The sequence below is a fragment of the Pseudomonas lopnurensis genome (genome assembly GCF_015070855.1).
Taxonomy (GTDB): Bacteria; Pseudomonadota; Gammaproteobacteria; order Pseudomonadales; family Pseudomonadaceae; genus Stutzerimonas; species Stutzerimonas lopnurensis.
Window position 1 is genome coordinate 26,210 of the sequence record NZ_JADDIX010000049.1, and the last position, 25,004, is coordinate 51,213.

Below are 25,004 nucleotides of genomic sequence, written 5' to 3' on the forward strand. Positions count from 1 at the left end.
CGGCGAGCGCGCCGGGTTTACCTGAAAGGATGAGGCCGGGATGACGCCATTCGACCTGCAGCGCATGCTTCTGCACGACTTTCCACTGATGTTCGTTGCAGAAGTCGCGCTGCGCGCCCTGTTCGCCTTCGTTGCGGTCTTCGTTTTCCTCAAGGTCAGCGGTCGGCGCGGCATTCGCCAGCTGTCGGTGTTCGAGTTGGTGATCATCCTCACCCTCGGCTCGGCCGCCGGTGACGTGTCCTTCTACGAGGATGTGCCGTTGCTGCCGGTGGCGGTCGTTTTCGCGACGCTGCTGGCGCTGTATCGCCTGACGGTTTTCTTCATGAACCGCAGCACCCGGTTCGGCGCCTGGCTGGAGGGCAAGCCGGTCACCATCATCCGTGACGGCATCTATGAGCTGCGCAGCCTCGACAGCCTGAACATTTCCGCCGACGAGTTCTTCATGGAGCTGCGCCAACAGGGGGTCGAGCATCTCGGCCAGGTTCGACTGGGCATCCTGGAAAATGACGGGAACGTCAGCCTGTTCTTTCACGAACCCGAGGCGGTGCGTCCAGGGCTGTCCGTGCTGCCCCCGGAATATCGGCCGGTGTTTCGCGAGGTGCCGGCGAGCGGCATGTACGCCTGCAGTCACTGCGGCTTTCCCCAGGCCCTAGAGACTCATCAGCGACTGCACTGCCCGCGCTGCGACAACCAGTTCTGGTCGAAAGCCCTGGCGACCCAGCGTGCCCGCTGATACACGGTGCGAACCGCCGCATGCGTACCCGGTCAGTTAAAGAGGCGGCTACTCGGGCCAGAGCGCTCGAGGCAGCCTTACCTTTCATGGACAACATCAGGAGCACGCCATGCTCGGTGACTACTCATCGATTAACGACCACCTCGATACCGCCCGCAAACACGCCGACCAGGCCGAAACCGAAGCCAATCCCGCACTTTATCGCGAAGCCATCGACGAGTTGGTCGCAGCGATCCGGCTGTTGATGCGCAACAGTGGCGAGAAGGACAACTAAATGCGTGAGACCGCCTCGCCAGGCCAACTGGCGGGGCCGCGTCCGGGGCCGCGCAACGCATGCGCAGCGAAGCCATGAACGACCAACATCTACCGCTTGCCGAGGGCAAGCGTCCGGTCCCCCTCGATGAATCCGGCGATACCGGTACCCCGCTCTGCCCCGAACTGCCGCCGGACCTGCACTACGTCGACGATAGCCGGCCCGGCATAAGCCGCCGACGCCTGCGTGGCAAGTTCGCCTATTTCAGCCCGCAGCACGAGCGTATCCGCGATGCCGCTGAAATCCAGCGGATCAACAAGCTGGCGATTCCGCCAGCCTACCAGGACGTATGGATCTGTCCGGATCCACAGGGTCACCTGCAGGCCACGGGGCGCGATGCGCGCGGGCGCAAACAGTACCGTTATCACCCGCGCTGGCGCGAGATCCGCGACAGCAACAAATACGAACGCATGCTCGAATTCGGCGAGGCACTGCCGAAACTGCGCAGCGGCCTGGAAAAACATCTGGTGCTCTCCGGAATGCCGCGCGAGAAGGTCATGGCGCTGGTGGTGATGTTGCTGGAGTCGACGCTGATCCGCGTCGGCAACTCACGATATGCACGCAGCAACCGCTCCTACGGCCTGACCACGCTGCGCACCCGCCACGTCGATATCCGCGGCACGTCGATCCGTTTCCAGTTCCGCGGCAAGAGCGGCGTGGAACACAAGGTTACCCTGCGCGACCGACGCCTGGCCGGGCTCATGCGCCGCTGCATGGAGCTGCCGGGGCAGCAATTGTTCCAGTATCTGGACGAAGACGGCCAGCGCCGCGTCGTCAGTTCCAATGACGTGAACCTGTATCTGCGGGAAATGACCGGCCGCGATTTCACCGCCAAGGATTACCGCACCTGGGCCGGCAGCGCGCAGGCACTGGAGCGCTTGCGCAAGCTGGAGGCCGCGCCAGAGAGCACCGCGCGACAGAACCTGGTCGAAACCGTCAAGCAGGTCGCCAGCCAGCTGGGCAACACCCCTGCCGTCTGCCGCCAGTGCTACATCCATCCGGCAATCCTGCAAGCCTTCAACGCAGGCGCGCTGGCCAATCTGCGTGCCGCGCGCAAGCGCAAATGGCTGAGCAGCGAGGAGGTCGCGCTGCTCAGGTTTCTTCGGGAGGCCGCGCATTAGTGGACTGCCTTGGAAGTTCGTTTATCCATGTATTGCCCCGACTCGGGAGAAGCGCAAGAGCCTTTTGAGCGCAGGAGCCTGGGGAACGCCCACTCGTTGCTGGCGATCCCGACCACCATCGCTGATGATCGCCAGCAAGCTGGCTCCTACAACTTAATGCCCAGTGAGTTAACCAACTGACCGCGCAGGCCACTAGGCCGTTTCGTCGCGAGCCGCGTTGCAGCGTTGCAGCGTTGCAGCGTTGCAGCGTCAAGTGGCACCAGGTCGGGCGGCGTTCCGCAAGACGCGGGATGCAGGTAAGCTCTCCCCTGGCCCATGGCAAGATCCGTGGGATGCTTGTCATTGCCGCCATCACTGTCTGTCGCCACACTCGCCCCATTCCTTCAGCGAGACGCGCGATGTCCCTTCGAACCATAGCCACGCTGGTATTTCCCGAGGTGATGAGCCTCGATGTGACCGGCCCCATGCAGGTGTTCGCTTCCGCCAACGTGGAGCGTATGCGCCAGGGCCTTCCCGAATACTATCGGCTGCTGCTGCTTGGCCAGGAACTGGCTCCGCTGGCGACCTCATGCGGTATCCGCCTGTGCGTCGATGCCCGCTGGCAGGACATCCCGCCGGCGACCCTGGATACCCTGCTGGTGCCGGGCGGCGCGGGCGTCGAGACGCAGTGCCGGAATACCGCCCTGCTCGCCTGGCTGAAGGCGACGGAGCCGAAGATCCGGCGTCTCGGCTCGGTCTGTTCCGGCGCACTGATCCTGGCCGCCGCCGACCTGCTCGACGAGCGCACCGCCACCACCCACTGGGCCGACGTGGAGACGCTGCGTGAGCGCCATCCAGCCGTTCAGGTGGAGGCCGATCGGCTGCACACCTACGACCCGAAGGACAGCGACGCCGCGCACCTGTTCACCTCGGCAGGTGTGACCGCCGGCATCGATCTCGCCCTGGCGCTGGTCGAAGCCGACCTGGGCCGCGCCGTGGCGCTGACCGTGGCACGTCGCCTGGTCATGTTCCTGCGCCGCCCTGGTGGCCAGGCGCAGTTCAGCGCCCTGCTTCCTCCCACGAGCAGCGAAATTTCCCGACTTGGCACCTTGCTGGAGTGGATTCCCGCGCACCTGGCCGACGACCTCGGTATCGAGGCGCTCGCTCGCCAGGCGCACATGTCGCCGCGCACGCTGTGCCGTCTGTTCAAGCTCGAGCTGGGCATCGGGCCCGGGCGCTACGTCGAGCAGGTGCGCCTGGAAATGGCGCGAAGCCTGCTGTCGGGCGGCCAGACGTCCATCGCCACGGTCGCCAGCCTCACGGGCTACGGCCATCCGGAAAACATGCGGCGCACCTTCCAGAAACACCTGTCGGTCAGCCCCCAGGAGTATGCGGAACGATTCGCCTGAACCGCTCCGTGACCCACGCCATGAAGGAGACCACCATGCTGGAAATGCGTCCCTGCTGCGAGCGGTGCCGCCACGAACTGCCGGTCGATGCCGACGATGCGCTGATCTGTTCGTTCGAATGCACCTTCTGCAGCGCATGCGCCGCTCATCTCGACCAACGATGCCCGAACTGCGCCGGCGAACTCGTTCCTCGGCCACGCAGAGCGGTTGGAGAACGGCCATGATGCGGCTGTTCGGCAACCCGGTCGTCCTGCGCCTGTTCATGGCCCAGGCACTGTTCTGGACCTGCTCGATGACCGGCATCACCCTGACCGCGCTGATCGGTCTGCAGCTGGCGCCGGTCAACAGCCTCGCGACGCTTCCGGTTGCCCTGCTGGTGCTGGGCAATCTGCTCGCCGTACAGCCGCTGTCGCGCCGGATGCAACTGCGCGGGCGCCGTCATGGCTTCGTCCTCGGCGCGCTGGCGGGTGTGCTGGGCGGCCTGCTCGGCAGCGCGGGCGTCTGGCTCGGCGAGTTCCTCCTGCTATGCCTGGGCGCGCTGGCGCTGGGCGTCTATCAGGCGTCAGCGATGTTCTACCGCTTCGCTGCGCTGGAAACGGTGGTTGATGCCGAGAAAGGCCGCGCCACCGCTTGCGTGATCGCCGGCGGAGTCTGTGCGGCGCTGCTGGCGCCGAGCCTTGGCGCACTGGCGCGCGACGCATTACCCGTCCCCTTCGCCGGCGCCTACCTGCTCATGGCGGGGCTGGCCGCGGCAGGCCTGCTGGTGGTGGCCTCGCTGCCTGCCAGCACCCACTCGCCCATGCAATCGGCGCCAGCCACGGTTTCCGCGCGCGACCTGCTGCGCCGCCCCATCGTCCGCACGGCGATCACCACCACTGCGGTCGGCCATGGCCTGATGATTCTGGTGATGAACGCCACGCCCCTGGCGATGAGCTTCTGCAACCTGGGGCTGGATGACAGTGCGACAGTGATCCAGTGGCACCTGCTGGGCATGTTCCTGCCCGCGTTCGTCGCCGGCACATGGGTCGATCGCCTGGGTAGCGTGCGTGTCGCCCTGGGCGGGGCTGCGATCCTCGCGGCCAGCGCGGCGATCGCCATCGCCGGCGACGGCTTCCAGCACTTCCTGCTGAGCTCCTGCCTGCTGGGCGTGGGCTGGAACCTGATGCTGGTTTCCGGAACCACCCTGCTCGGTAGCGGCCACCGGCCCGAGGAGCGCCCCGCAGCGCAGGGCCTGATGGAACTCGGCAACGGTTGCGCGGCTGCCGCGATGTCGTTCGCCTGCGGCGTGCTGATCACCGGCATCGGCTGGTCGGCCGTCAATGCGGGCATGCTGGCCCTGGTTGCCATCGCCGCGCTGGTGCTCGGTGGGCGGCGAAACGCCGCCGAAGCCGCCGCGTGAGATATGGCGTCTAGTGCTGGTGCAGCGTGACGCGATTGCGGCCGGCGGCCTTGGACGCATAGAGCGCGGAGTCGGCCCATTCGATCAGCTGCGCATAGCCGCTGCTGGGTACGCTGAGGTCGGCAACGCCCAGGCTGATGGTGAAGCGGATTCGATGCTGCTCGTGCCGGACCTCGTGGGACTCGACCGTACGCCGCAGCCGCTCGGCGAACGTCAGCGCGCCCTGCTTGTCGGTATCCGGCAGCAACACGACGAATTCCTCACCGCCATAGCGCCCGGCGACGTCCGAGTCGCGCAGGTTCTCGCGAATCAGCTCGGCCACCTGCTGGATGACCGCGTCCCCGGCCTGGTGCCCGTAGTTGTCGTTGATCGCCTTGAAGTGATCGATGTCGAACATGACCAGCGCCGCCTGGCTGTCATAGCGGCGATGACGGGCATAGTCCAGGCGCAGCATCTCTTCCCAGTGCCCGCGATTGTAAAGCCCGGTCAGCCGGTCGGTACTCGACAGCCGCTGCAACTCGGCGTTCGCCGCCTGCAACTGGCGGCGATTGATGGCCACGTCGGTCACGTCGTAAATGATCAGGCAGACCTGGTCGATGCTGCCGTTGATGCCCTTGAGCGGCAGCAGCGTGGTGTTCTGGTACATGAAGTCTTCCAGCCCGGTGATCGGCTGGTAGTTCTTGAACCGCAGCAGGTAGGGCCGCTGCTCCCAGATGGTGAAGGACGGCGTGCCGAGCGTCATCACGCTTTCCACCTTGCGCCGGAACCAGTCCTCATCCACTTCCGGGAACAGCTTGAAGAACGAACGGTTGCGCACCTGATCCGGCTGCAGGCCGGAGCGGTTTTCCATGAACGTGTTCCAGACCTCGACGCGGTAGTCCCGGTCCAGGACCACGACGCCCACGTCGATGCTCTGGACGATGGCCAGCAACCAGTGGAGCTCGTTCAGCTCTGTCGTATAGCTCATGCTCAATCCATCAGGTAGGCGAGCTTGCGGCTGAGCAGCTCGACCGAATCTTCCGTGAACAGCAACAACAGATCGAAGTGGATGTCGTGACCTTCCAGGCTGTAGCTGAATTCCACGGCCAGGGTCTTCTTCCAGCGCGCACTGTTGAGCCGAATGAGTTCGTCGATGGAGGCGTGCTGCCCCAGCATCTGGGGATGGCCCTGGGAAAACACCACCTCGATCTGCTCGGCGATGCCACTGAGGCAGGCGCTGATCAGCAGGCTCGAGAGATCCAGGAGCATTTCCATCTCCAGATAGTCCTGCCGGCGCATCAGGCGCGCCATGTCGGCCACCTCGGAGTCATGGAACAACAACAGCGCTTCGCCAGCGATGCCGCCGCCGATATAGCCCTGGCAGACCGCGGTCAGCTTTTCGCCCCGCGCGGCATCGGCCAGGGCCATGTGCAGCTCGCCTACCTCGAGGATGTTGACGTTGGGAATCGGCAGCTGGATGAACACCCCGAGCACACGCGCCAGCAAGGCCGCCGCGCGCCCCATGGCGACGTTGACCACTTCGCGAAAGGCGTCGCGAAAGCCGATCGACTCGCCTGCGTCGCGGCCGACCAGTGCGGACAGGTCGTTCAGCAGCCCGAGGCTGGCCAGGGTCTGGTGCAGGTGGACGGGGTCGGCGGGCTTCTTGATGAAGGCCAGCGCGCCGAGTTCGAGCACGCGACGCACCGCCTCGTCCTGGACGTCGGCGGAGATCACGATGGTCTTGCAGTCCAGCTGCTCCTGGCGCAGCTGCGCGAGCACCTGATAGCCGTCCAACTCGGGCATGGTAAGGTCGAGCAGCAGCACGTCGACGCCACCCTGGCGGATGCATTCCAGCGCTTCCAGGCCGGTGGCCGCCTGGCTGACCTCCACCGGCCAGCCAGCCGGCAGGGCCTGCAGCAACTGCTTGCGCGCCAGGCTCGAATCGTCGCAGATCAATAGCGAAATGACAGACATCTGGTACGGAGCTCTCGTTGCCCGATCAACGAAGCAGCAGAGCTTAGCGCACACGACGCACGGCGTATGCACCGTGCAGGCAAAATAGTGGCACTTTGTCTAAAAAAATTATCAGGCGATGCGCGAGATTGCCCCGCGCCGCCCTGCATGAGTTCGCCGCCTGTCAGTAGTAGGCGTTTTCGCGGTTGGTGTGGTCGGTCACGTCACGCACGCCCTTGAGCTCGGGAATGCGCTCCAGCAGCGTCTTCTCGATGCCTTCCTTGAGCGTCACGTCCGCCTGTCCACAGCCCTGGCAACCGCCGCCGAACTGCAGCACCGCGATGCCCTCCTCGACCACGTCGATCAGCGAAACCTGGCCGCCGTGGCTGGCCAGGCCAGGGTTGATTTCGGTCTGCAGATAGTAGTTGATCCGCTCGTTCAGCGGGCTGTCTTCGTTGACCATCGGCACCTTGGCGTTCGGCGCCTTGATGGTCAGTTGGCCACCCATGCGGTCGGTCGCGTAATCGACCAGCGCATCTTCCAGGAAGGGCTCGCTGATGCCATCGATCCAGGCGGTGAAGCTCTTCAGCGCCAGGGCGATATCGTCCGGCTTCTCCTCGCCCGGCTTGCAGTAGGCGATGCAGGTTTCCGCGTAGGGAGTGCCCGGCTGGGTGATGAAGATACGGATGCCGATGCCAGTGGTGTTCTGCTTTTCGAGCAGGTCGGCCAAGTAATCGTGTGCAGCTTCGGTAATGGTGATCGCGCTCATGGGAACTCCTCGCAGACATGCGCGGCAGTGTACGCCAAACCAGTGCCGCGGTTAAGTCCTAGTATTTTGGTAGGAATACTCCATTCGAGCGCCATTCGCAACGCCACATCCGCTCTAGCCTCGTAGGGTGGGCTTCAGCCCACCAACGGCAGCCAGCGTGGGCTGAAGCGGGTCGGCGTCTGGTCCGTGGAATGCCGCTAGAGATTCTCGTAGCGATTCATATCCAGCACGCCGGCTTCCCGGGGTTCGGTTTCTTCCAGATAGCGCGTCAGGTCGTTGAAGTAATCCCAGAACCGCGGATGGCTGCGGCGCACGCCCCAACGCTCGACGATAGGTTCGACGTCCCCGCCCTCCTTCACCTGCTCCAGGGCCGCGACGAACGCGGGCACCTCGGCCGCCGGTAGGTCGAAGATGAAATTGGGGTAGCTGCTGAGAATGCCCGGATAGACCGTCAGCGTATCCAGGCGCGGCTGCCAGCGCAGCGATTCGCCGTACATGAACGCCACGTTGCTGTGGGCCCGGTTGCGCAGCAGGCTGTAGATCTGGCGCTGGCCGTCACCATGTTCGACACGCAGCAGCGTGGCCTCGGGCAGGCTGCGGATCGCCGGCAGCCCCGCCGCCAGGCGGTTGGTCAGGCGGCTGAGCGCCTGTTCGGCCCGCTGCAGCTCGGGCGGTTGATCGGCACGGTAGCAGTGGCTGCCCGGGCAGCGGTTGAGCGGGTCCGGCGCCGCGTTGATGTCCGCATGACGCGACAGCAACTGCCGGGCGAATGCCTGCTTGGGGTCGGCCCTGCCCAGTTCGAGCAGCGAGGGCGTCGCACTGTCGATCGCCGTGTAGGCGAGCAGCAGCTTCAACTGGCCGCTTTTCTCGTACCAGCCATCGAGAATGGCCTGGCGCGAAGCCGCCGGCAGCAGGCGCAGGAAGTTCAGCTCGGCGCCGTTGCGGATCAGGTCGAAGTACAGCCGCGTCTGCCCCTGGTGGGAGACGTTGCCGAACACGTCGAAATTGACCACCAGCTGGTAATAGGTGCGCTCGAGCAACGGGTAATCCATCCACCAGAGCGTCTGCGGGATTTCGCCGATCAGCCCCCGGCGCACCGACGCGCTGTCATGCTGGCGGAAGATCGTCAGCAAGGCGTTGTCGTTGCCCGCCCAGATATGCCGCCACTGCGCGGGTTCGGTGGCGTAGGCCTGCATGCGCAGTTGTTCGTACCGGTTGCGCTTGGTGCGGTAGATGTTCCAGAAGCCGAGCAGCTCGCCCAGATCATCGAGCTGCCCAGGCATTGCCAGCAGCGGCGTGGTCTGCTCGCGAAAGCGCTGGTCGGTGACGTACAGGTCGTGCTGCGGGTCCTGGAAGAACACCCAGAAGTTGTCGCGAATCACGTCGGTGGCGATCTGGCCGCGGCAAACCGGCCCGCGAATGAAGGTGCGCACGAAGTATTCGGCGTTATCCAGCATGAACTGGTAGCGCGCCGCGGCCGGAATTGCCTGGAAGGTCATGAATGGATTGGCCCGGTGGCCGGCGCCATAGCCCGGCACCGCATCGACCCGCCAGTCGCCACCGAAGAACAGCGCCTTGGTCCGTGCCAGCTTCGCGGGGCTGAGCGGGTAAGTGATGTGCGTCTTGTGCACGATCACATCGGGGATCGGCCGCAGCCGGTAATGGAAGCGGGTACCGGGATCGTCGTTCGGACGCCGCGTGGCGATCACATCGACCGGCTCGCCGCTGGGCGTACGGGACCGCACCAGTTGGTAGAAATGCCCGCCCGCGACGTCCTCGAAATAGAGATGCGCGATGAACAGATGCTCATACAGCCAGCGACCGACCAGCTTGCCGCGCGCGCCGGGCGTATTGAGCAATCGCTCCCATTCGGTGATCTGTGCCGCCTCGGCGACGGACGGCTGCAGCGCCTGGCGCTCGACCGGCGCGCCCTGCTCCAGCCAGCGCTGCAGCCGGGCATATTCCTCATCGCTGAGCCCGGTGACCGCGAAGGGCATGCCGGCATGGGCGTTCTTGCGGGCATAGCCGTCGAACTCATCCGGCCGCGGGCAGCTGTTTTCCCGGCCGATGCCGATGTCCAGCCCGGCCGGCAGCCTGGCGTTGGGCGTCAGCGGCTGGCTGCGACCCAGCTCCAGCATGCGTGCCATCAGCGCCGCCTGGCTGCCCTGGGCGTCGAGCACCGAATGAAATCCCTTGCGCCGCCAGGCGGCCTCGTCCTCGGCATCGAGAAAAAGCCGCGTGGGTTCCTGGGCCCTGGTCCGTGTGCCGTTGTAGACCGGCAGTTTGTGGCCGCCACGCAACGCCCCTTCGGCGCTACCGAGGTTGAGCTGGCATGGCGAGTCATAGCAGGCGTGGCAGGCGACGCACTTGGCGGTGAAGATCGGCTGGATGTCGCGCGGGTAGGAAAGCGGTTCCGCTCCCGCCACGGTGGTAAGAAAAAGCAGGCAGGCGAGCCAACAGCGAAGAGACATGACGAACGCACCTCGAGGGAAGCCGGCATTCTAGGGGCTGGCGAACCGCGAGCGAAGCGTCAACAGCCCCTGGCATCCCGCTACGGCGCGGCCAATCCCAGGCAACCTGAATAATATTCATGCAAAGACGCGACAGCTCAAAAAGCATGCAGCCTTGCTATCATTTGCGCCTTTTCGCAATTCCTTGCCAGGTAGTACCCATGACCGATCGCAACACCCGCCTTCAGGCCCTCCAGCAAGCTCTAGAGGAGCGCATCCTGATTCTCGACGGCGGCATGGGCACCATGATCCAGAGCTACAAACTGGAAGAGTCCGACTACCGCGGCGAGCGCTTCGCCGACTGGCCGAGCGACGTCAAGGGCAACAACGACCTGCTGCTGTTGAGCCGCCCGGACGTGATCCAGGCCATCGAAAAGGCCTATCTCGACGCCGGCGCCGACATTCTCGAGACCAACACCTTCAACGCCACCCGCGTGTCCCAGGCCGACTACGGCATGGAAGAGCTGGTGTACGAATTGAACGTCGAAGGTGCGCGCCTGGCCCGCGAAGTGGCCGACGCCAAGACCGCCGAGACGCCGGACCGCCCGCGCTTCGTCGCTGGCGTGCTCGGCCCGACCAGCCGTACCTGCTCGATCTCCCCGGACGTCAACAACCCGGGCTACCGCAACGTCACCTTCGACCTGCTGGTGGAAAACTATGTCGAGGCTACCCGCGGGCTGATCGAAGGCGGCGCCGACCTGATCCTGATCGAGACCATCTTCGATACATTGAACGCCAAGGCGGCGATCTTCGCCGTGCAGCAGGTGTTCGAGGAAGACGGCGTCGAGCTGCCGATCATGATCTCCGGCACCATCACCGATGCGTCCGGCCGCACCCTGTCCGGCCAGACCACCGAGGCGTTCTGGAACTCGGTAGCCCACGCCAAGCCGATCTCAGTGGGCCTGAACTGCGCCCTCGGCGCCAAGGACCTGCGGCCCTACCTGGAAGAACTGGCCAACAAGGCCGGGACCCATGTTTCCGCTCACCCCAACGCCGGCCTGCCCAACGCCTTCGGTGAATACGACGAAACCCCGGCGGAAATGGCCGTGGTGGTCGAAGAGTTCGCTGCCAGCGGCTTTCTCAACATCATCGGCGGCTGCTGCGGCACCACGCCGGCGCACATCCAGGCCATCGCCGAAGCCGTGGCCAAGTACCCGCCGCGCGCCATCCCGGACATTCCCAAGGCCTGCCGGCTGTCGGGCCTGGAGCCGTTCACCATCGACCGCAGCTCGCTGTTCGTCAACGTCGGTGAGCGCACCAACATTACCGGTTCCGCCAAGTTCGCCCGGCTGATCCGCGAGGAGAACTACACCGAGGCGCTGGAAGTCGCCCTGCAGCAGGTGGAAGCCGGCGCCCAGGTGATCGACATCAACATGGACGAGGGCATGCTGGATTCGAAGGCGGCCATGGTCACCTTCCTCAACCTGATCGCCGGCGAGCCGGACATCTCCCGCGTGCCGATCATGATCGACTCCTCCAAGTGGGAAGTGATCGAGGCGGGCCTCAAGTGCATCCAGGGCAAGGGCATCGTCAACTCGATCTCCATGAAGGAAGGCGTCGAGCAGTTCAAGCACCACGCCCACCTGTGCAAGCGCTACGGCGCCGCGGTGGTGGTGATGGCCTTCGACGAAGCCGGCCAGGCCGACACCGCCGCGCGCAAGCGCGAGATCTGCCAGCGCAGCTACGACATCCTGGTCAATGAAGTCGGCTTCCCGCCGGAAGACATCATCTTCGACCCGAACATCTTCGCCATCGCCACCGGCATCGAGGAACACAACAACTACGCGGTCGACTTCATCGACGCCTGCGCCTACATCCGCGACAACCTGCCCTACGCACTGACCTCGGGCGGCGTGTCCAACGTGTCGTTCTCCTTCCGCGGCAACAACCCGGTGCGCGAAGCGATCCACTCGGTGTTCCTGTTCCATGCGATCAAGGCGGGCCTGACCATGGGCATCGTCAACGCCGGTCAATTGGAAATCTACGACGAGATTCCGAAGGAGCTGCGCGACGCGGTCGAGGACGTGGTGCTCAATCGCAGCGCCAACGGCACCGAAGCGCTGCTGGAACTGGCCGACAAGTACAAGGGCGACGGCTCGGTCAAGGAAGCCGAAACCGAGGAATGGCGCAACCTGCCGGTGGACAAGCGACTGGAGCACGCGCTGGTCAAGGGCATCACCGCCTTTATCGTCGAAGACACCGAGGAATGCCGCCAGCAGTGCGCGCGCCCCATCGAGGTCATCGAAGGCCCGCTGATGAGCGGCATGAACGTGGTCGGCGACCTGTTCGGCGCCGGCAAGATGTTCCTGCCCCAGGTGGTGAAATCCGCCCGCGTGATGAAGCAGGCCGTGGCCCACCTGATCCCCTTCATCGAAGCGGAGAAAGGCGACAAGCCGGAAGCCAAGGGCAAGATCCTCATGGCCACGGTGAAGGGCGACGTGCACGACATCGGCAAGAACATCGTCGGCGTGGTGCTCGGCTGCAACGGCTACGACGTGGTCGACATGGGCGTGATGGTGCCGGCGGAGAAGATCCTGCAGACCGCCATCGCCGAGAAGTGCGACATCATCGGCCTGTCCGGCCTGATCACGCCGTCGCTGGATGAGATGGTCCACGTGGCCAAGGAAATGCAGCGCCAGGGTTTCAGCCTGCCACTGATGATCGGCGGCGCCACCACCTCCAAGGCGCACACCGCGGTGAAGATCGACCCGCAGTACCACAACGATGCGGTGGTCTACGTCACCGACGCCTCGCGCGCGGTGGGTGTCGCCACCACCCTGCTGTCCAAGGAGCTCAAGCCCGCCTTCGTCGAGAAGACCCGCGAAGAATACGCCGTGATCCGCCAGCGCACCGCCAACCGCAGTGCGCGCACCGAGCGGCTGAGCTATGCCCAGGCCGTCGCCAACAAGCCGCAGTTCGACTGGAGCGACTACACGCCGGTCAAGCCGAGCTTCACCGGCCGCCAGCTGCTGGAAGACATCGACCTGCGCACCCTGGCCGAGTACATCGACTGGACGCCCTTCTTCATCGCCTGGGATCTGGCCGGCAAGTACCCGCGCATCCTCGAGGATGAAGTGGTCGGCGAAGCGGCCACCTCGCTGTTCAACGACGCCCAGGCGATGCTGAACAAGCTGATCGACGAGAAGCTGATCCGCGCCCGCGCCGTGTTCGGCTTCTGGCCGGCCAACCAAGTGCAGGACGATGACCTGGAGGTCTATGGCGACAGCGGCGAGAAACTGGCCACCCTGCACCACCTGCGCCAGCAGATCATCAAGCCGGACGCCAAGCCGAACCTGTCCCTGGCCGATTTCGTCGCGCCGAAGGACAGCGGTATCACCGATTATGTCGGCGGCTTCATCTGCACCGCCGGCATCGGCACCGAGGAGCTGGCCAAGGCCTATCAGGACAAGGGCGACGACTACAACTCGATCATGGTCAAGGCGCTCGCCGACCGCCTCGCCGAGGCCTGCGCCGAATGGCTGCACGAACAGGTGCGCAAGCACTACTGGGGCTACGCCCAGGATGAGCAGCTGAGCAATGAGGAGCTGATCCGCGAACAGTACAAGGGCATCCGCCCTGCCCCCGGCTACCCGGCCTGCCCGGACCACACCGAAAAAGGCACGCTGTTCCAGCTGCTCGATGCCGACGGCATCAGCCAGGTCACGCTCACCGAGCACTACGCCATGCTGCCTACCGCGGCGGTCAGCGGCTGGTATTTCGCCCACCCGGAAGCGCAGTACTTCGCGGTCGGCAAGATCGATCGCGACCAGGTGGAGAGCTACACCACCCGCAAGGGCCAGGACATCAACGTCAGCGAACGCTGGCTCGCGCCCAACCTCGGCTACGACGCCTGACCCCACCCCCACCGGCCAAGCCCACCGCCTGGCCGGCCACCCCACTCGCTCCTGTAGGAGCGAGCTTGCTCGCGAACCAGCCAGCCCCCGTCACGCCTCGCCCCCTGCCGCACCGTAGGAGCGAGCCTGCTCGCGAACCAGCCAGCCTCCACCACACCTCGCCCCCTGCCGCACCGTAGGAGCGAGCTTGCTCGCGAACCAGCCAGCCCCCGTCACGCCTCGCCCCCTACCGCACCGTAGGAGCGAGCTTGCTCGCGAACCAGCCAGCCCCCGTCACGCCTCGCCCCCTGCCGCACCGTAGGAGCGAGCCTGCTCGCGAACCAGCCAGCCTCCACCACACCTCGTCTCCTGCCCGCACCGTAGGAGCGAGCTTGCTCGCGAAGAGGCCCCATAGCCCGGAAAGATGGCCATTGGCCTTCCCTTTGTCTCGCCCGCAGGATTAAGCTCCACCGAGTAACGGACAGACAACGGCGAGCAAGGACGTGCCTTCCCCTCTCTTCACCGCGCCCGGACAATCCCCATCAGCGATCCAGCGGACTGCGCACCCCGTAGCCCCCTCGATTGAGCACGTGCGTGTAGATCATCGTCGTCTTCACGTCCGCGTGCCCAAGCAACTCCTGCACCGTGCGAATGTCCTGGCCGCTCTCAAGAAGATGCGTGGCAAAACAGTGCCGCAGCGTATGCGGCGTGGCCGGCTTGTCGATCGCCGCCTCTGCCACCGCACGCTTGAACGCCCGCTGCACCCGCTTTTCATCCGGGTGATGACGTCGGCGGGCTCCGGAACGTGGGTCAATGGACAACCGTGCCGCCGGGAATACGTACTGCCACCCCCAATCCCGGGGCGCATTCGGGTACTTGCGAGCCAACGCAAAAGGCAAGTAGACGTCGCCATACCCTTGTGCGAGATCCGCTCGATGGCTGGCACGCACCAGTTCCAGATGCAATTGGAGACGTGGGACCAGGGCGTCGGGCAACAGAGTGACGCGATCCTTCATGCCCTTGCCGTCTCTGACCATGATTTCCCGACGTGCGAAGTCCACGTCCTTGACTCGCAAACGTACCGCCTCCATCAGCCGCAACCCGGAGCCGTAGAGCAGGTTAACGACCAGCCCGACCTCCCCGTCGAAGCAAACCAACAGCCGGCGCGTCTCCTCAACCGAAAGTACAACCGGCAGACGCTCCGGTTTCCTCGCTCGAACCACTTCATCGAGCCAGGGCAACGGCGTTGCCAATACGTGCTTGTACAGAAACAACAGTCCAGCCAGCGCCTGGTTCTGCGTCGACGCCGAGACATTGCGCGACACGGCCAAATGCGAAAGGAACTGCTCAACCTCCACAGCGCCCATCTCCTCGGGATGGCGCATACGGTGAAAACGAATGAAAGCCCGAACCCAGTAGACATAAGCGGTTTCGGTCCGAATGGAATAATGACGAAGACGGATCTGCTCACGAAGCCGATCCAGCAATTTGGGCTTGCCGTCCATGGTGCATAACGTTCCTTGTGCCAGAGAGAAGAACTTCCAGAGCGTAGCGAGACGTAGGCTTTCATGGAATAGGCAAGGGAAGATTACACACCATTTGGTGCGTTTGTTCACACCAATTGGGGTCGAATAGTAGTTAGACCAACACCCTAGAACTACCGAGTTTCAACAAGGAACGACTATGAAGCCCGAAAACCTAAACCCCAAGGCAAGAGAAGCCTTTGCAAAAACCTTGATTGAAGTTGGCGTATCAATTTTCAAAGCAATCATTCTCTTAGTCACAATTGCACCAATTAGCGTGATCTTTAAGAGCGCCTTCGACGGTGAGTCCTCAAATATATCTTTCCTTGAAATTGCAGCATCAATTTCTGGTGGAACCCAAATTATTTTACTCGTAATGCTGTCTGCAGCATTCATCTTGGGCCACCTCTTCCGAAGGGAAGGCCTTCGTCATTTACATGAACTCGAAAACCAATCCGAGCACAATGTCTAACAACTGGTTCAAACCGTTCGCTTCGCTCACTGGGACGGGCTAAAGCCCGCCCCTTAACCAAACGTTATGCGATTTCTAGCTCGGAGAATCATTCTTGAAATTCGAGAAAGCTTTTAACCCCATTGAGGGCTTTGACCTCCAAGTATTGAACGATCCAGACTTTAAGGAAGACTCGGTTCGTGAGGAAGTAATTACCCCGATACTTAAAGCTTTAGGGTATGGAGTTAAAAAGCCCCACAAAATAATACGAAGCAAAGGATTGGAACATCCCTTCGTTTCCGTTGGCAGCGCTAGAAAAAATATAACTTGCATACCTGATTATTTGATTGAGGTGGAAGATAGGTATGCTTGGGTGCTTGAAGCGAAGGGACCAAGCGAGAATATTTTATCTGGGAAACACGTTGAGCAGGCATATTCTTACGCCATACATAGCGAAATAAGAGTTCCTTTATTTGCCTTGTGCAACGGTAGAGAGCTTGTGCTTTTCCACATCAGCAAAGAGAAACCGTTGCTTCATTTTAAAATGGAATTACTACCATTTTACTTTGATAATCTTGCAAAATATCTCGCACCAAAAAACGCCCTAAATACTGAATTTAAACTGGCGAAAGATCTTGGCCTGCACCTCAAAAGACTGGGCTTCCAGGACTTTAACAGCATTATATTTCCCGACATACCTTTTGGATTCATTGCGCAACTTGATCCCGACATGTTTACGACGGCAACGGGAACAAAAATCGAAGGCGGTGACACCTACGCCATATCGCTTGATTTCGATGAAATAATACTTGACCAATTGTTCGGTAAGATCCCGCGCCAGGCAATTGAAATGCTAAAAATCAGGGATGAATCCGGACGGAAAGTTATTCACTTTCCAGACGGTAGCTATAAACTAACACTCGACTGCCGTGTTGGCGTTGATCTTCAAGAAAATGAGGATGAGATATTTTTACCGTTCATTGTTAATCGGGTGCTGTAGCCGCATAACAACTGGTTCAAATTGCTCGCTCCGCTCGCTGGGACGGGCTAAAGCCCGCCCCTTAACCAAACGTTAGAGCTAGAGCCCATGAAATCAAAAATACTGAAATTATTGCAATTACTTATAGGGATTACTGTAGCTGGAGCAATCGGATATGGCTCATGGGCGCTTATTAAAGAATTTTTAAACGCACTCACTGCCGCCAGCCCAGAGATAACAGCCGCCATAATTGGTGCCATGGCCACAATACTGGTTGGCATATCAGCAGTTCTAATAAGTCAAGCTCATGAACGCAAGCGCTCTGCCGATGAAGCCCATAGACTTAAAAAAGTCGAAATATATCAAGGCTTCATCGATATCATCAGCAGAATGATGGGGGCATCGAATAAAAACCTCTCACTAAAAGAGGTTGACCCGCAAGAACTGGTACATTTTGCATTCAAATTCAAATCAGACCTCTTGCTTTGGGGTTCGCCAAAGGTCATAAAAGCACAAATATATTTTGAAAGTGTTTCCGGCAGTGGCGACACAAAGAAACTATTTCGCGCAGTTAATTCACTCTACTCAGCCATACGAGAAGACATTGGTCTCAGTAACTCAGGGCTTAGCAGCCTAGAACTTGTAAAACTTTCCTTAAACCCTGAAGCACGAAAAGAAATAGAACAATAATTATGCCTGCGAACCGCTCTAACAACTGGTTCAAGTCGTTCGCTCCGCTCACTCGGGACCGGCTAAAGCCGGCCCCTTAACCAAACGTTAGGCAGCCTCCGGAAGTTTCTCTCCGGTTGGTTTACCCGCAACACCGCGTCGCCAATAAGCACCTTAGTTATTGGCATTATCAAAAGGAATTGGTTTATGCCGAGCAACGTCACAAATAACTTACCGCGCTCACCTTCCAGCTTGGCGGCGTCAGCCTTTTCTTTTCTGGATTTGTCGATCTAATCATTTCTTTGCGTCAAAAAATTGGTACTTTATAGTCCCGAAAAATCAAGGACGCGGGTGCATCCCGCACAGACAAGGACGCGCATGAAAAGACCTCAGAAATGGGTGCAGGGTCACGGCGGGGTCGGCAGCTATAGCTACTTTAAAGACATGACCGACGACGAAATCCGCGTACAGGATGCTGCTCGTCGCAAGTCAGATGAAGAGGCTGCTAGACGCCGTGATCTGGAAGACAAGCGGTACAGGGAGTACGAAGAGCGGCAGCGCAAACAGAATCAGCCACCGCCGCCCCGTACAGACTTCATCTTCGCTAAATCATGCAACATACCTGCTGGCCATACCTGCTACGCCGACAAGGCCCCTCTCGACCCGCTGAGTAGCTACGGCACGTTTGCGGTACTTGGAACCGGCGAGGCGATAGCTTCAGGTGGCACGTCCCTAAAACTGATTGGCAACTCTGCGTCGAGCCTAGCTGTTGCCTCAAGGCTAGGCCAGGGGGCGTTGTCGCTTGGCCTGGCTGAGCTGACGGTCGGCGCTGGGGTGGTTGCCGGTGGGATAGTTGGCACCGTGGCCATGCTGCTCCCAAATGCCACAGCTGGCGATGACCTGTTCTACACAGCTGAGCAGTACGCTGACCTGAGCACCGCCAATACCGGCGTGAGGATCAATGTCAAATATCTGCCCAATGGAGCCGTTAGCACCTATGGCTTCTACACGGGCAACAACCCTGCCTGGAAGGGCGTCCCGGTGATTGCCGCTATCGCACGTGGTGAGCAGTTTGTCGCAGACTTAGGAGAAGGGATTGAGCTGATCTGGACACCGGCAGCCGAGCCGAACAAGGTGCTGGGGATTCCAGCGCTGGAAGGCGTAGAACACAAACCGACCCACTTCGTTTTCCCTGAAGTCCGGCAAGCGAAACAGATCCTGGTCAACCCGGAGCCACCACCAGATTACCGGGACGCGATCATCTGGTTCCCGGTGGAGACCGGCATCCTGCCGATCTATCTTTCGCTGAGCGTACGCAATGGGCCGGGCGTGGTTAGTGGTGTTGGACAGGATGTAGTAGGCGTTTGGCTCGATCATGCCAGGTCAGGTCTGGGAGCACCGATCCCGACGAAGATTGCCGATAAGCTCAGGGGGCGTGAATTTTCGAGTTTCGATGCATTCAGAAAGGCATTTTGGATTGAGGTTGGGAACGATCCTGAGTTAAGCCGTCAATTCAATCAAGACAACCTGGAGCGCATACAGTCAGGCTACGCACCTGCTACTCGTGATAAAGATGCTGTAGGGAAAAGAGGTACATTCGAACTGCATCACGTTGAGCGAATTGCTGACGGTGGGGCTGTATATAATGTAGATAATCTTCGTGCAAACACCCCTCGAAATCACATAGATATTCACCGGAAATAGTCCATGAAAAAGAGAATTTCTGACTACACCGAAGCGCAGTTTATTCAATTTCTTCAAGAGATTCGTGCTGCGAACAAGAGCGCATCTGACGAAGTACTGGGCGAACTGCTTGAGCAATTCAGGCTGCTTACAGAGCACCCTGACGGCACTGACTTGATATATTATCCGGAAGCTGGTGCAGACAACTCAAACGAAGGCATCACTGAAACTGTAAAGAAATGGCGCGAAGCAAATGGTCTTCCAAGCTTCAAGCCTCGTTTCTAAGCAGTTGGAGGCATGCAAATTAAAAGGGCCGTCTTTGATGGGCCCTTTTAATTTGGTGATTTGGAAATTCTCCTGCGTTGCAGCGACTACCGTATTGGGCCAGACAGGCCTAACAACTGGCTCAAATCGTTCGCTTCGCTCACTCGGGACCGGCTAAAGCCGGCCCCTTAACCAAACATTATACATGCAGCCAGAAAGGTGTTGAATGCTTCTAAAGCCAGAACTAGCCTCTGAATTCTTGTTAAAGTACAAAGCCATACTGACGCACATAAATTCAGGGCAGCCTCCTAGCGACATTAAAGAGTATGTGGCTGCACGCTCAAAACTCTATGATGACAGAGCTTGCTTCAGCAGCGCCTTAACAAAAGCAGCAGAAATAGATTTTGCAGAATCACTAAAATCCGCGGTGTATGGTGAATTTATTTATCTTAAAAAATACAAGAGCGGTTATATCTTCAAAAAACTAGATACCGGAATTTTTTATCAAGCTACCGCCCTGACTTCGCCTCTGAAAAATCTGGTGCATGATTACAGCATTATCAAAACAGCGCTGCTACCCTTTCCCAATCAGCTTGTTTGCGATGGGCTTATTTCAGGAGCAAATACTTTGCTAGGAAGGAACCTCGCAAAAGAAGTCAGAGAAGCATACTGGGAAGCAAAGAAATCTGGCCAAGTTGTGTTGCATGTATAACAAATGGTTCAAATCGCTCGCTCCGCTCAGTGGGACGGGCTAAAGCCCGCCCCTTAACCAAACGTTAGGCTTAATAATGTTTGAGATTTTGCATCCCATACTGGACTGGCTCAGTACCAAACAAGGAAGCAGCCCCCGAAGTGGTTACGGCTGGCAGGTAATCGTCATGATTGCCGTTGGCATTGCTGGAATGCTTAAGGCAAGCGAGGTTCGCTCGAAAAAAATATCGCTCAAAGAAAAAGTTTGTCAGCAAATATCCAGATGTCCTTTAGCCGCAACAATTTGCACAGATGAAGTTGGAAGGCCCTTTGAAATTCACGCTAGGTTAGAAAAAACCAGCAATGGATACATGATCACAATTAACAATTCTGCCTCGGAAACCAAACAACAAGAGTTCGAGAGCATCGAAGAAATTGAGGCGTTCCTAGAAGAAAAGACAATTTTTAAATTGGCTGACTTTAAGCCATGTGCACAACAAGCCTAACAAGCGGTTCAAGTCTCTCGCCACGCTCACTGGGACGGGCTAAAGCCCGCCCCTTAACCAAACGTTAGCAACCACATGGAGTTTTCGTGATTCCTTCAAAATCAAAAATTGATAAGGCTGGCGTAGCTTTCGCAAAAGATCAATTCCAAACAATTGAAGATTTGATTGAGCTAGAGGATGTATTCGATCAGTACCGAAAGGCACATCTGCAACCGCTTTCAGAAACAACATTGGAATTGCAGAATTGGCTAACCGGATATAAGACAGACTACTACATAGCCCAGCGTTTAAAGAGAAAGCCACAAATAATACGAAAGCTGAACCGACTAAGCGTTCGCCTAACGCAACTCCAAGACATCGGAGGATGCCGGATAATTGTCGAAAAGAACTCAGATGTGGATCAGCTTCTGGCCTTCCTTGAGACCAAGGTTGAATCACAGAAAACCATTTCAATTGAAAGAGTTACTGACTATCGCCCAAAAGGCAGAGATGACACAGGATACAGAGCACTACATATATTGCTATCCAGATCCGGTTACAAACTAGAGCTACAAATAAGAAGTAGAATCCAGCACTACTGGGCAGAGAGCATAGAAAGAACATCTGTAATTTACGGCTACCACCTCAAAGAGGGCGAAGGCGATCCATCAGTAATTAAGTATTTCAAAAGTCTTTCTAATGCTTTTTACGAGATAGAGTCTGGACGCGAACCCTCCGCACAGCATCGCCTAGAAATAGATCGACTCAGAGAAGCGAGTGAGAAAATCATAGAGGCATCGGACAGGGGGCGAGTTTTTGATAGCTACGTAAATGAAGACATCATTAAAGTCCTCACCGAAAAGGAATCTAGAAATCCGGCCCCGATCAACAATTGGATAATTGTGTTTGACTGGAATACCGGTGCTTTCGTGTCGTGGGACATAGTTGGAAGAAGTCCTGACGAAGCAATTGCAGCATATGTCAAGTATGAGAAAAATTTCCCCGTTGAAAAAAGCTATGAAGTGGTTCTTATCGGGTCATCCAAGGTGGCCACAGTAAGAAAAACTCACAGCCATTACTTCGGAATAGATAGTTACGACAAAATTCTCGAAAATTTTGACGAATCAATTATCGGCTTCTCCAGCAAAATGGATATTGACGTCGGAGCCAGACAAATATTATTAAAGCTTCACACCAAGCATTTCTGGGGTAAAAAACCGGTTGCCCAGAGCACATTAAAAAACCATTTCTGTCAAAACGTATTGACCTTTGAGTCATCACTAGAGTCCTTGATAGCTAGAAAGTTTGTTATTCGGGAAACAGCAAACGGCCCTGTATCTCTCAACGTAAAAATGCGAAGTGAAATTGAACAGTACCTGTAGAGTGCCTGCTAACTAGTGGTTCAAATCGTTCGCCTCGCTCACTTGGACGGGCTAAAGCCCGCCCCTTAACCAAACGTTAGGCAAAGCAAACCAATCGAAAAACGCAGCCAAACACAGGAAATCTCATGATCTTTTCATTGCATTAATTCTAGGTCTTATCCCGGCCATAATTGCAGCGTTCAAAGGTCGCCGTTTCTTTATCTGGTGGATATACGGCACTCTTATTTTTATTATTTCCTTACCACACTCACTACTTGCATCAATACTGAAGCGCTGCCCACAGTGCAAAGAAAGCGCACAGCGCGACGCAAATATATGCCCGCACTGCAGAACACAATTTTTCCTTAACAAGTCAACAGCAAATACACAAAGCCAAACGAGAATCTCGCGTTATTCGTCTAACAATTGGCCAAAATAGTTCGCTTCGCTCGCTCGGAACTAGCTAAAACCGGCCCCCTTAGCAAACGTTAGGCAATGGCGCTAAAACAATGGAAGCAATACGTCCAGAGAAGCTCGTACGTCATTCAAATAACATGCAATTGAGTTTTCGACCCAATCTATCGCGCCGCCGGGAAAGCCGTTGCGGCCTGCATAAGTGTGCCTGCAGCATTCGCGCTCGGCTCAGTTTCTCGGCCTAACAATGCGCTCAAATCGCTCACTTCGTTCGCTGGCCCGCAAAAGCTACGACGCCTTTACTCGCCTGCTAGCTTAACCATTATACGTAAGGATGCTTGAATGAGCCTCTGGCTCCCCACAAAAAGAAAACTCAAGACAACGTTCTTTCTAATAGCGCTTTGGATTGTCTACACGACTCTTTCCAGCCTTACGACCAAGGCATAAAAGGAGTACTCATTCAAAACAATGGCCATTAGCAGTTACCGCAAAGATATTGAAGAGCCAACAAAGCAATACATGAAGGCAACGCAGGCAGCACGCCAAGGCATCACTATAGAAACAGTGCGAAAACTTGAAACAGCAGGCTACATTAATATTTCGGTTCAGCTATCGCTCGGCTTGCTGATTTCTTACTTCGGCTCTTGCTTTATTCACCGAAAAACCACTGGGAGCACGCGTGACATGCGTCCAACTGGCCTTGGGCCTTGACGCCGAAACGGACTATCGGGAAAGGACGCAAGATGGCTTTCGGGCCTCCGGCAGTAACAGGCTGCTCCCTGGCCATCAGCCTGTGGCACGTCGCAGCCCGGGTTCTGAGTCCGTCGCCGGCCTGAGCAGATCGTTTCCGGCCATTCGCCCGTCTCTCGACCTCTGCCCGTCCAGATCCGCACAATACCCGCCCTCCTCACCAACAGGCGATCCCCATGACTGACACACCCTACCTGCTGGACGAACTCGAAGCTGCCGACATGCTGATAATCGACGACCTGCACGCTTTCGAATTCAGGCTCGACGACGCCCTGCTCGACCGGGCCGATGCCGCTGCCGAAGCGGACGAGCCGTTCGAAAGCGACGAAATCGTCGTAACCCTGGAAGCACTCGATGGACGCGAGCGCAAACGCTGGCACTTCAGCTACAACAGCGTGATGGAGGCCGAATACCAGGCCGAAGACGACAGTTGGCAAATCGGCCCGCACCGCTTGAAATGCCTGGCGGCAACCCACGCCAGCAGCGCGGACGAATGAGTTATCGACTCATCCAGCCGTAGGGCGGGTGATACCCGCGAGGCATTGCACATAGCCGACGCCCAATGGCGGGTTGCAACCCTACGTGGTTCGAGAGGAACGTTATGCAAACGGTCTACCCATCGAAAATCGACTGGTGGCTTGCTGTCGCCCTCGTATGCTCGATGGCTGTCTGCGCCTGGGCGAGCGTCGATATCGTCGCGGCCGGCGCGCCTGCCGCGTGGTGGCTGGCTCTGCCGACCATGGGCCTCGGCACCGGTTTGCCCCTGTGGCTTCTGTTTGGCACCCGCTACATCCTCGAGGCCACGCATTTGCGTATCAAGAGCGGCCCATTCGCATGGCGAGTTCCACTCGCAGACATCACCAGCATCACCCCGACCGCCAATCCACTTTCCAGCCCGGCGCTGTCGCTCGACAGGTTGCGCATAGATTATGGTCGTGGCTCGACAGTCATGATCTCGCCGCGTGACAAGGAGCAGTTCATTCAAGAAATCGAGGCATTGCGTCGAGCTGTCGGCTGACAGCGAATCCGTTCTGGGGGTCAACTTACTCTAGAAGAGCAGGTCAGGCCTGCCGATCGAGCTCCTTTTTCCAGCAGCCCTGTGACCGAAAGTATGTCAACTGACTAGCAGTTCCCCATCGACAACCTCGAAAACGATGCCCTCCTCTGTTAAAGATCGTACGTTGTCCAGACATTCAAGGAGGATTCGTCATGCGTCTGATTCGTCGCGAGCATCGTAACGGCATCAGTTTGAGAAACATCGAAGCGCCGTTCTTCGCGGTGCCCAGGGTTGACAACGAACTGGCCTATCGGCACTACGAGATACCGGGCCTCAGTGAACTGAGCCGATCCTGCGGCGCAAACAGGCAGCTCATCCTCGCCGCCGTGGAGCGCGGCGACTGGCTGCTCGTCGTGGATAGCCCTTTCAGTCCGCTGAGCAATGACACCTTCGGCAAGTATGCACATATCACCGGCAAGGGCTGGGTGGACAGTTTCCACACGGAGCGCTCGCACCAGCCGAAATCTCCGCTACCTGAAGCCGAGCCCATCGCGAAGGCCCAGCCACAGGAGCCGGGCTTCTACATCGTGCCCAGGAGCACCACCCTCGAGAAACTGGAGGCGCAGTTATTCACTTCGCCCAGGCCCGCCGTCATCGAAAAATTCAAAGCCCTGAACCCGAACCTGAGCCAGGTGAAGGCCGGACAGATGATCGTGCTCAGCGACCCCGACAACCAGCAA

22 protein-coding genes and 1 pseudogene are annotated in these 25,004 nt (G+C 58.8%); 18 read left to right on the forward strand and 5 right to left on the reverse strand.

Features of this window, described 5'->3' with window-relative positions:
* The first annotated feature begins 40 nt into the window (after nt 1–40).
* From IN820_RS09465 to IN820_RS09490, 6 genes are all read left to right on the forward strand, one after another.
* The gene (locus IN820_RS09465) at nt 41–733 is read left to right on the forward strand and encodes a DUF421 domain-containing protein (protein WP_193680732.1); all 693 of its coding nucleotides are present in this window, start codon (nt 41–43) and stop codon (nt 731–733) included.
* Nucleotides 734–842: 109 nt separating this feature from the next.
* Nucleotides 843–1,007: a hypothetical protein gene (locus IN820_RS09470; protein WP_193680733.1), complete on the forward strand. Its 165-nt coding sequence runs from the start codon at nt 843–845 to the stop codon at nt 1,005–1,007.
* Between the two features lie 74 nt (nt 1,008–1,081).
* Complete coding sequence (locus IN820_RS09475; RefSeq protein WP_408005228.1) at nt 1,082–2,167, forward strand: DNA topoisomerase IB; 1,086 nt, start codon at nt 1,082–1,084, stop codon at nt 2,165–2,167.
* A gap of 398 nt (nt 2,168–2,565) precedes the next feature.
* The gene (locus tag IN820_RS09480) at nt 2,566–3,555 is read left to right on the forward strand and encodes a GlxA family transcriptional regulator (protein ID WP_193680735.1); all 990 of its coding nucleotides are present in this window, start codon (nt 2,566–2,568) and stop codon (nt 3,553–3,555) included.
* Between the two features lie 35 nt (nt 3,556–3,590).
* Complete coding sequence (locus IN820_RS09485) at nt 3,591–3,779, forward strand: DUF1272 domain-containing protein (protein WP_193680736.1); 189 nt, start codon at nt 3,591–3,593, stop codon at nt 3,777–3,779.
* On the forward strand, nt 3,776–4,954 hold the full coding sequence (locus IN820_RS09490) for an MFS transporter (RefSeq protein WP_193680737.1): 1,179 nt from the start codon (nt 3,776–3,778) through the stop codon (nt 4,952–4,954). Before IN820_RS09485 ends, IN820_RS09490 begins: the two co-directional genes overlap by 4 nt.
* A gap of 10 nt (nt 4,955–4,964) precedes the next feature.
* Here IN820_RS09490 and IN820_RS09495 read toward each other — a convergent pair whose 3' ends face one another.
* The 4 genes from IN820_RS09495 to IN820_RS09510 form a co-directional block, all read right to left on the reverse strand.
* Nucleotides 4,965–5,921, reverse strand: a complete 957-nt coding sequence (locus tag IN820_RS09495; protein ID WP_193680738.1) for a sensor domain-containing diguanylate cyclase — start codon at nt 5,919–5,921, stop codon at nt 4,965–4,967.
* A 2-nt stretch (nt 5,922–5,923) separates the two neighbouring features.
* Entirely contained in the window at nt 5,924–6,907 is a 984-nt protein-coding gene (locus IN820_RS09500; protein WP_193680739.1) for a response regulator, read from the reverse strand.
* Nucleotides 6,908–7,070: 163 nt separating this feature from the next.
* Nucleotides 7,071–7,655, reverse strand: coding sequence for a Fe-S biogenesis protein NfuA (gene nfuA, locus IN820_RS09505; protein WP_193680740.1), 585 nt, complete (start codon nt 7,653–7,655; stop codon nt 7,071–7,073).
* A 197-nt stretch (nt 7,656–7,852) separates the two neighbouring features.
* Nucleotides 7,853–10,126: a fatty acid cis/trans isomerase gene (locus IN820_RS09510; protein WP_193680741.1), complete on the reverse strand. Its 2,274-nt coding sequence runs from the start codon at nt 10,124–10,126 to the stop codon at nt 7,853–7,855.
* Between the two features lie 200 nt (nt 10,127–10,326).
* Between IN820_RS09510 and metH the strand changes: the two genes are divergently transcribed.
* Nucleotides 10,327–14,019, forward strand: coding sequence for a methionine synthase (metH, locus tag IN820_RS09515; RefSeq protein ID WP_193680742.1), 3,693 nt, complete (start codon nt 10,327–10,329; stop codon nt 14,017–14,019).
* Between the two features lie 521 nt (nt 14,020–14,540).
* Here the strand turns inward: metH and IN820_RS09520 are convergent.
* Nucleotides 14,541–15,503 (reverse strand): integron integrase, encoded by a 963-nt coding sequence (locus IN820_RS09520; protein WP_193680743.1) that lies wholly within the window; start codon nt 15,501–15,503, stop codon nt 14,541–14,543.
* A 178-nt stretch (nt 15,504–15,681) separates the two neighbouring features.
* Here IN820_RS09520 and IN820_RS09525 point away from each other — a divergent pair, with 178 nt between their 5' ends.
* The 11 genes and pseudogenes from IN820_RS09525 to IN820_RS09580 form a co-directional block, all read left to right on the forward strand.
* Nucleotides 15,682–15,993, forward strand: coding sequence for a hypothetical protein (locus IN820_RS09525; protein ID WP_193680744.1), 312 nt, complete (start codon nt 15,682–15,684; stop codon nt 15,991–15,993).
* A 94-nt stretch (nt 15,994–16,087) separates the two neighbouring features.
* A complete protein-coding gene (locus tag IN820_RS09530; RefSeq protein ID WP_193680745.1) occupies nt 16,088–16,972 on the forward strand; it encodes a type I restriction enzyme HsdR N-terminal domain-containing protein in 885 nt (294 codons plus the stop codon).
* Nucleotides 16,973–17,059: 87 nt separating this feature from the next.
* Entirely contained in the window at nt 17,060–17,641 is a 582-nt protein-coding gene (locus IN820_RS09535) for a hypothetical protein (RefSeq protein ID WP_193680746.1), read from the forward strand.
* A gap of 357 nt (nt 17,642–17,998) precedes the next feature.
* Nucleotides 17,999–19,324 carry an S-type pyocin domain-containing protein gene (locus IN820_RS09540; RefSeq protein ID WP_235989112.1) on the forward strand — a complete coding sequence of 442 codons (1,326 nt, stop codon included), beginning with the start codon at nt 17,999–18,001 and terminating at the stop codon, nt 19,322–19,324.
* Between the two features lie 3 nt (nt 19,325–19,327).
* A complete protein-coding gene (locus IN820_RS09545; protein ID WP_193680747.1) occupies nt 19,328–19,588 on the forward strand; it encodes a bacteriocin immunity protein in 261 nt (86 codons plus the stop codon).
* Between the two features lie 205 nt (nt 19,589–19,793).
* Entirely contained in the window at nt 19,794–20,279 is a 486-nt protein-coding gene (locus IN820_RS09550; protein ID WP_193680748.1) for a hypothetical protein, read from the forward strand.
* Between the two features lie 76 nt (nt 20,280–20,355).
* Complete coding sequence (locus IN820_RS09555; protein WP_193680749.1) at nt 20,356–20,763, forward strand: hypothetical protein; 408 nt, start codon at nt 20,356–20,358, stop codon at nt 20,761–20,763.
* Nucleotides 20,764–20,849: 86 nt separating this feature from the next.
* Entirely contained in the window at nt 20,850–22,124 is a 1,275-nt protein-coding gene (locus IN820_RS09560) for a RelA/SpoT domain-containing protein (protein WP_207793563.1), read from the forward strand.
* Between the two features lie 1,319 nt (nt 22,125–23,443).
* On the forward strand, nt 23,444–23,764 hold the full coding sequence (locus IN820_RS09570; protein ID WP_193680750.1) for a DUF5629 family protein: 321 nt from the start codon (nt 23,444–23,446) through the stop codon (nt 23,762–23,764).
* A 104-nt stretch (nt 23,765–23,868) separates the two neighbouring features.
* Nucleotides 23,869–24,285 (forward strand): PH domain-containing protein, encoded by a 417-nt coding sequence (locus IN820_RS09575; protein WP_193680751.1) that lies wholly within the window; start codon nt 23,869–23,871, stop codon nt 24,283–24,285.
* Between the two features lie 191 nt (nt 24,286–24,476).
* Nucleotides 24,477–25,004, forward strand: a pseudogene (locus tag IN820_RS09580) (hypothetical protein); the annotation flags it as partial.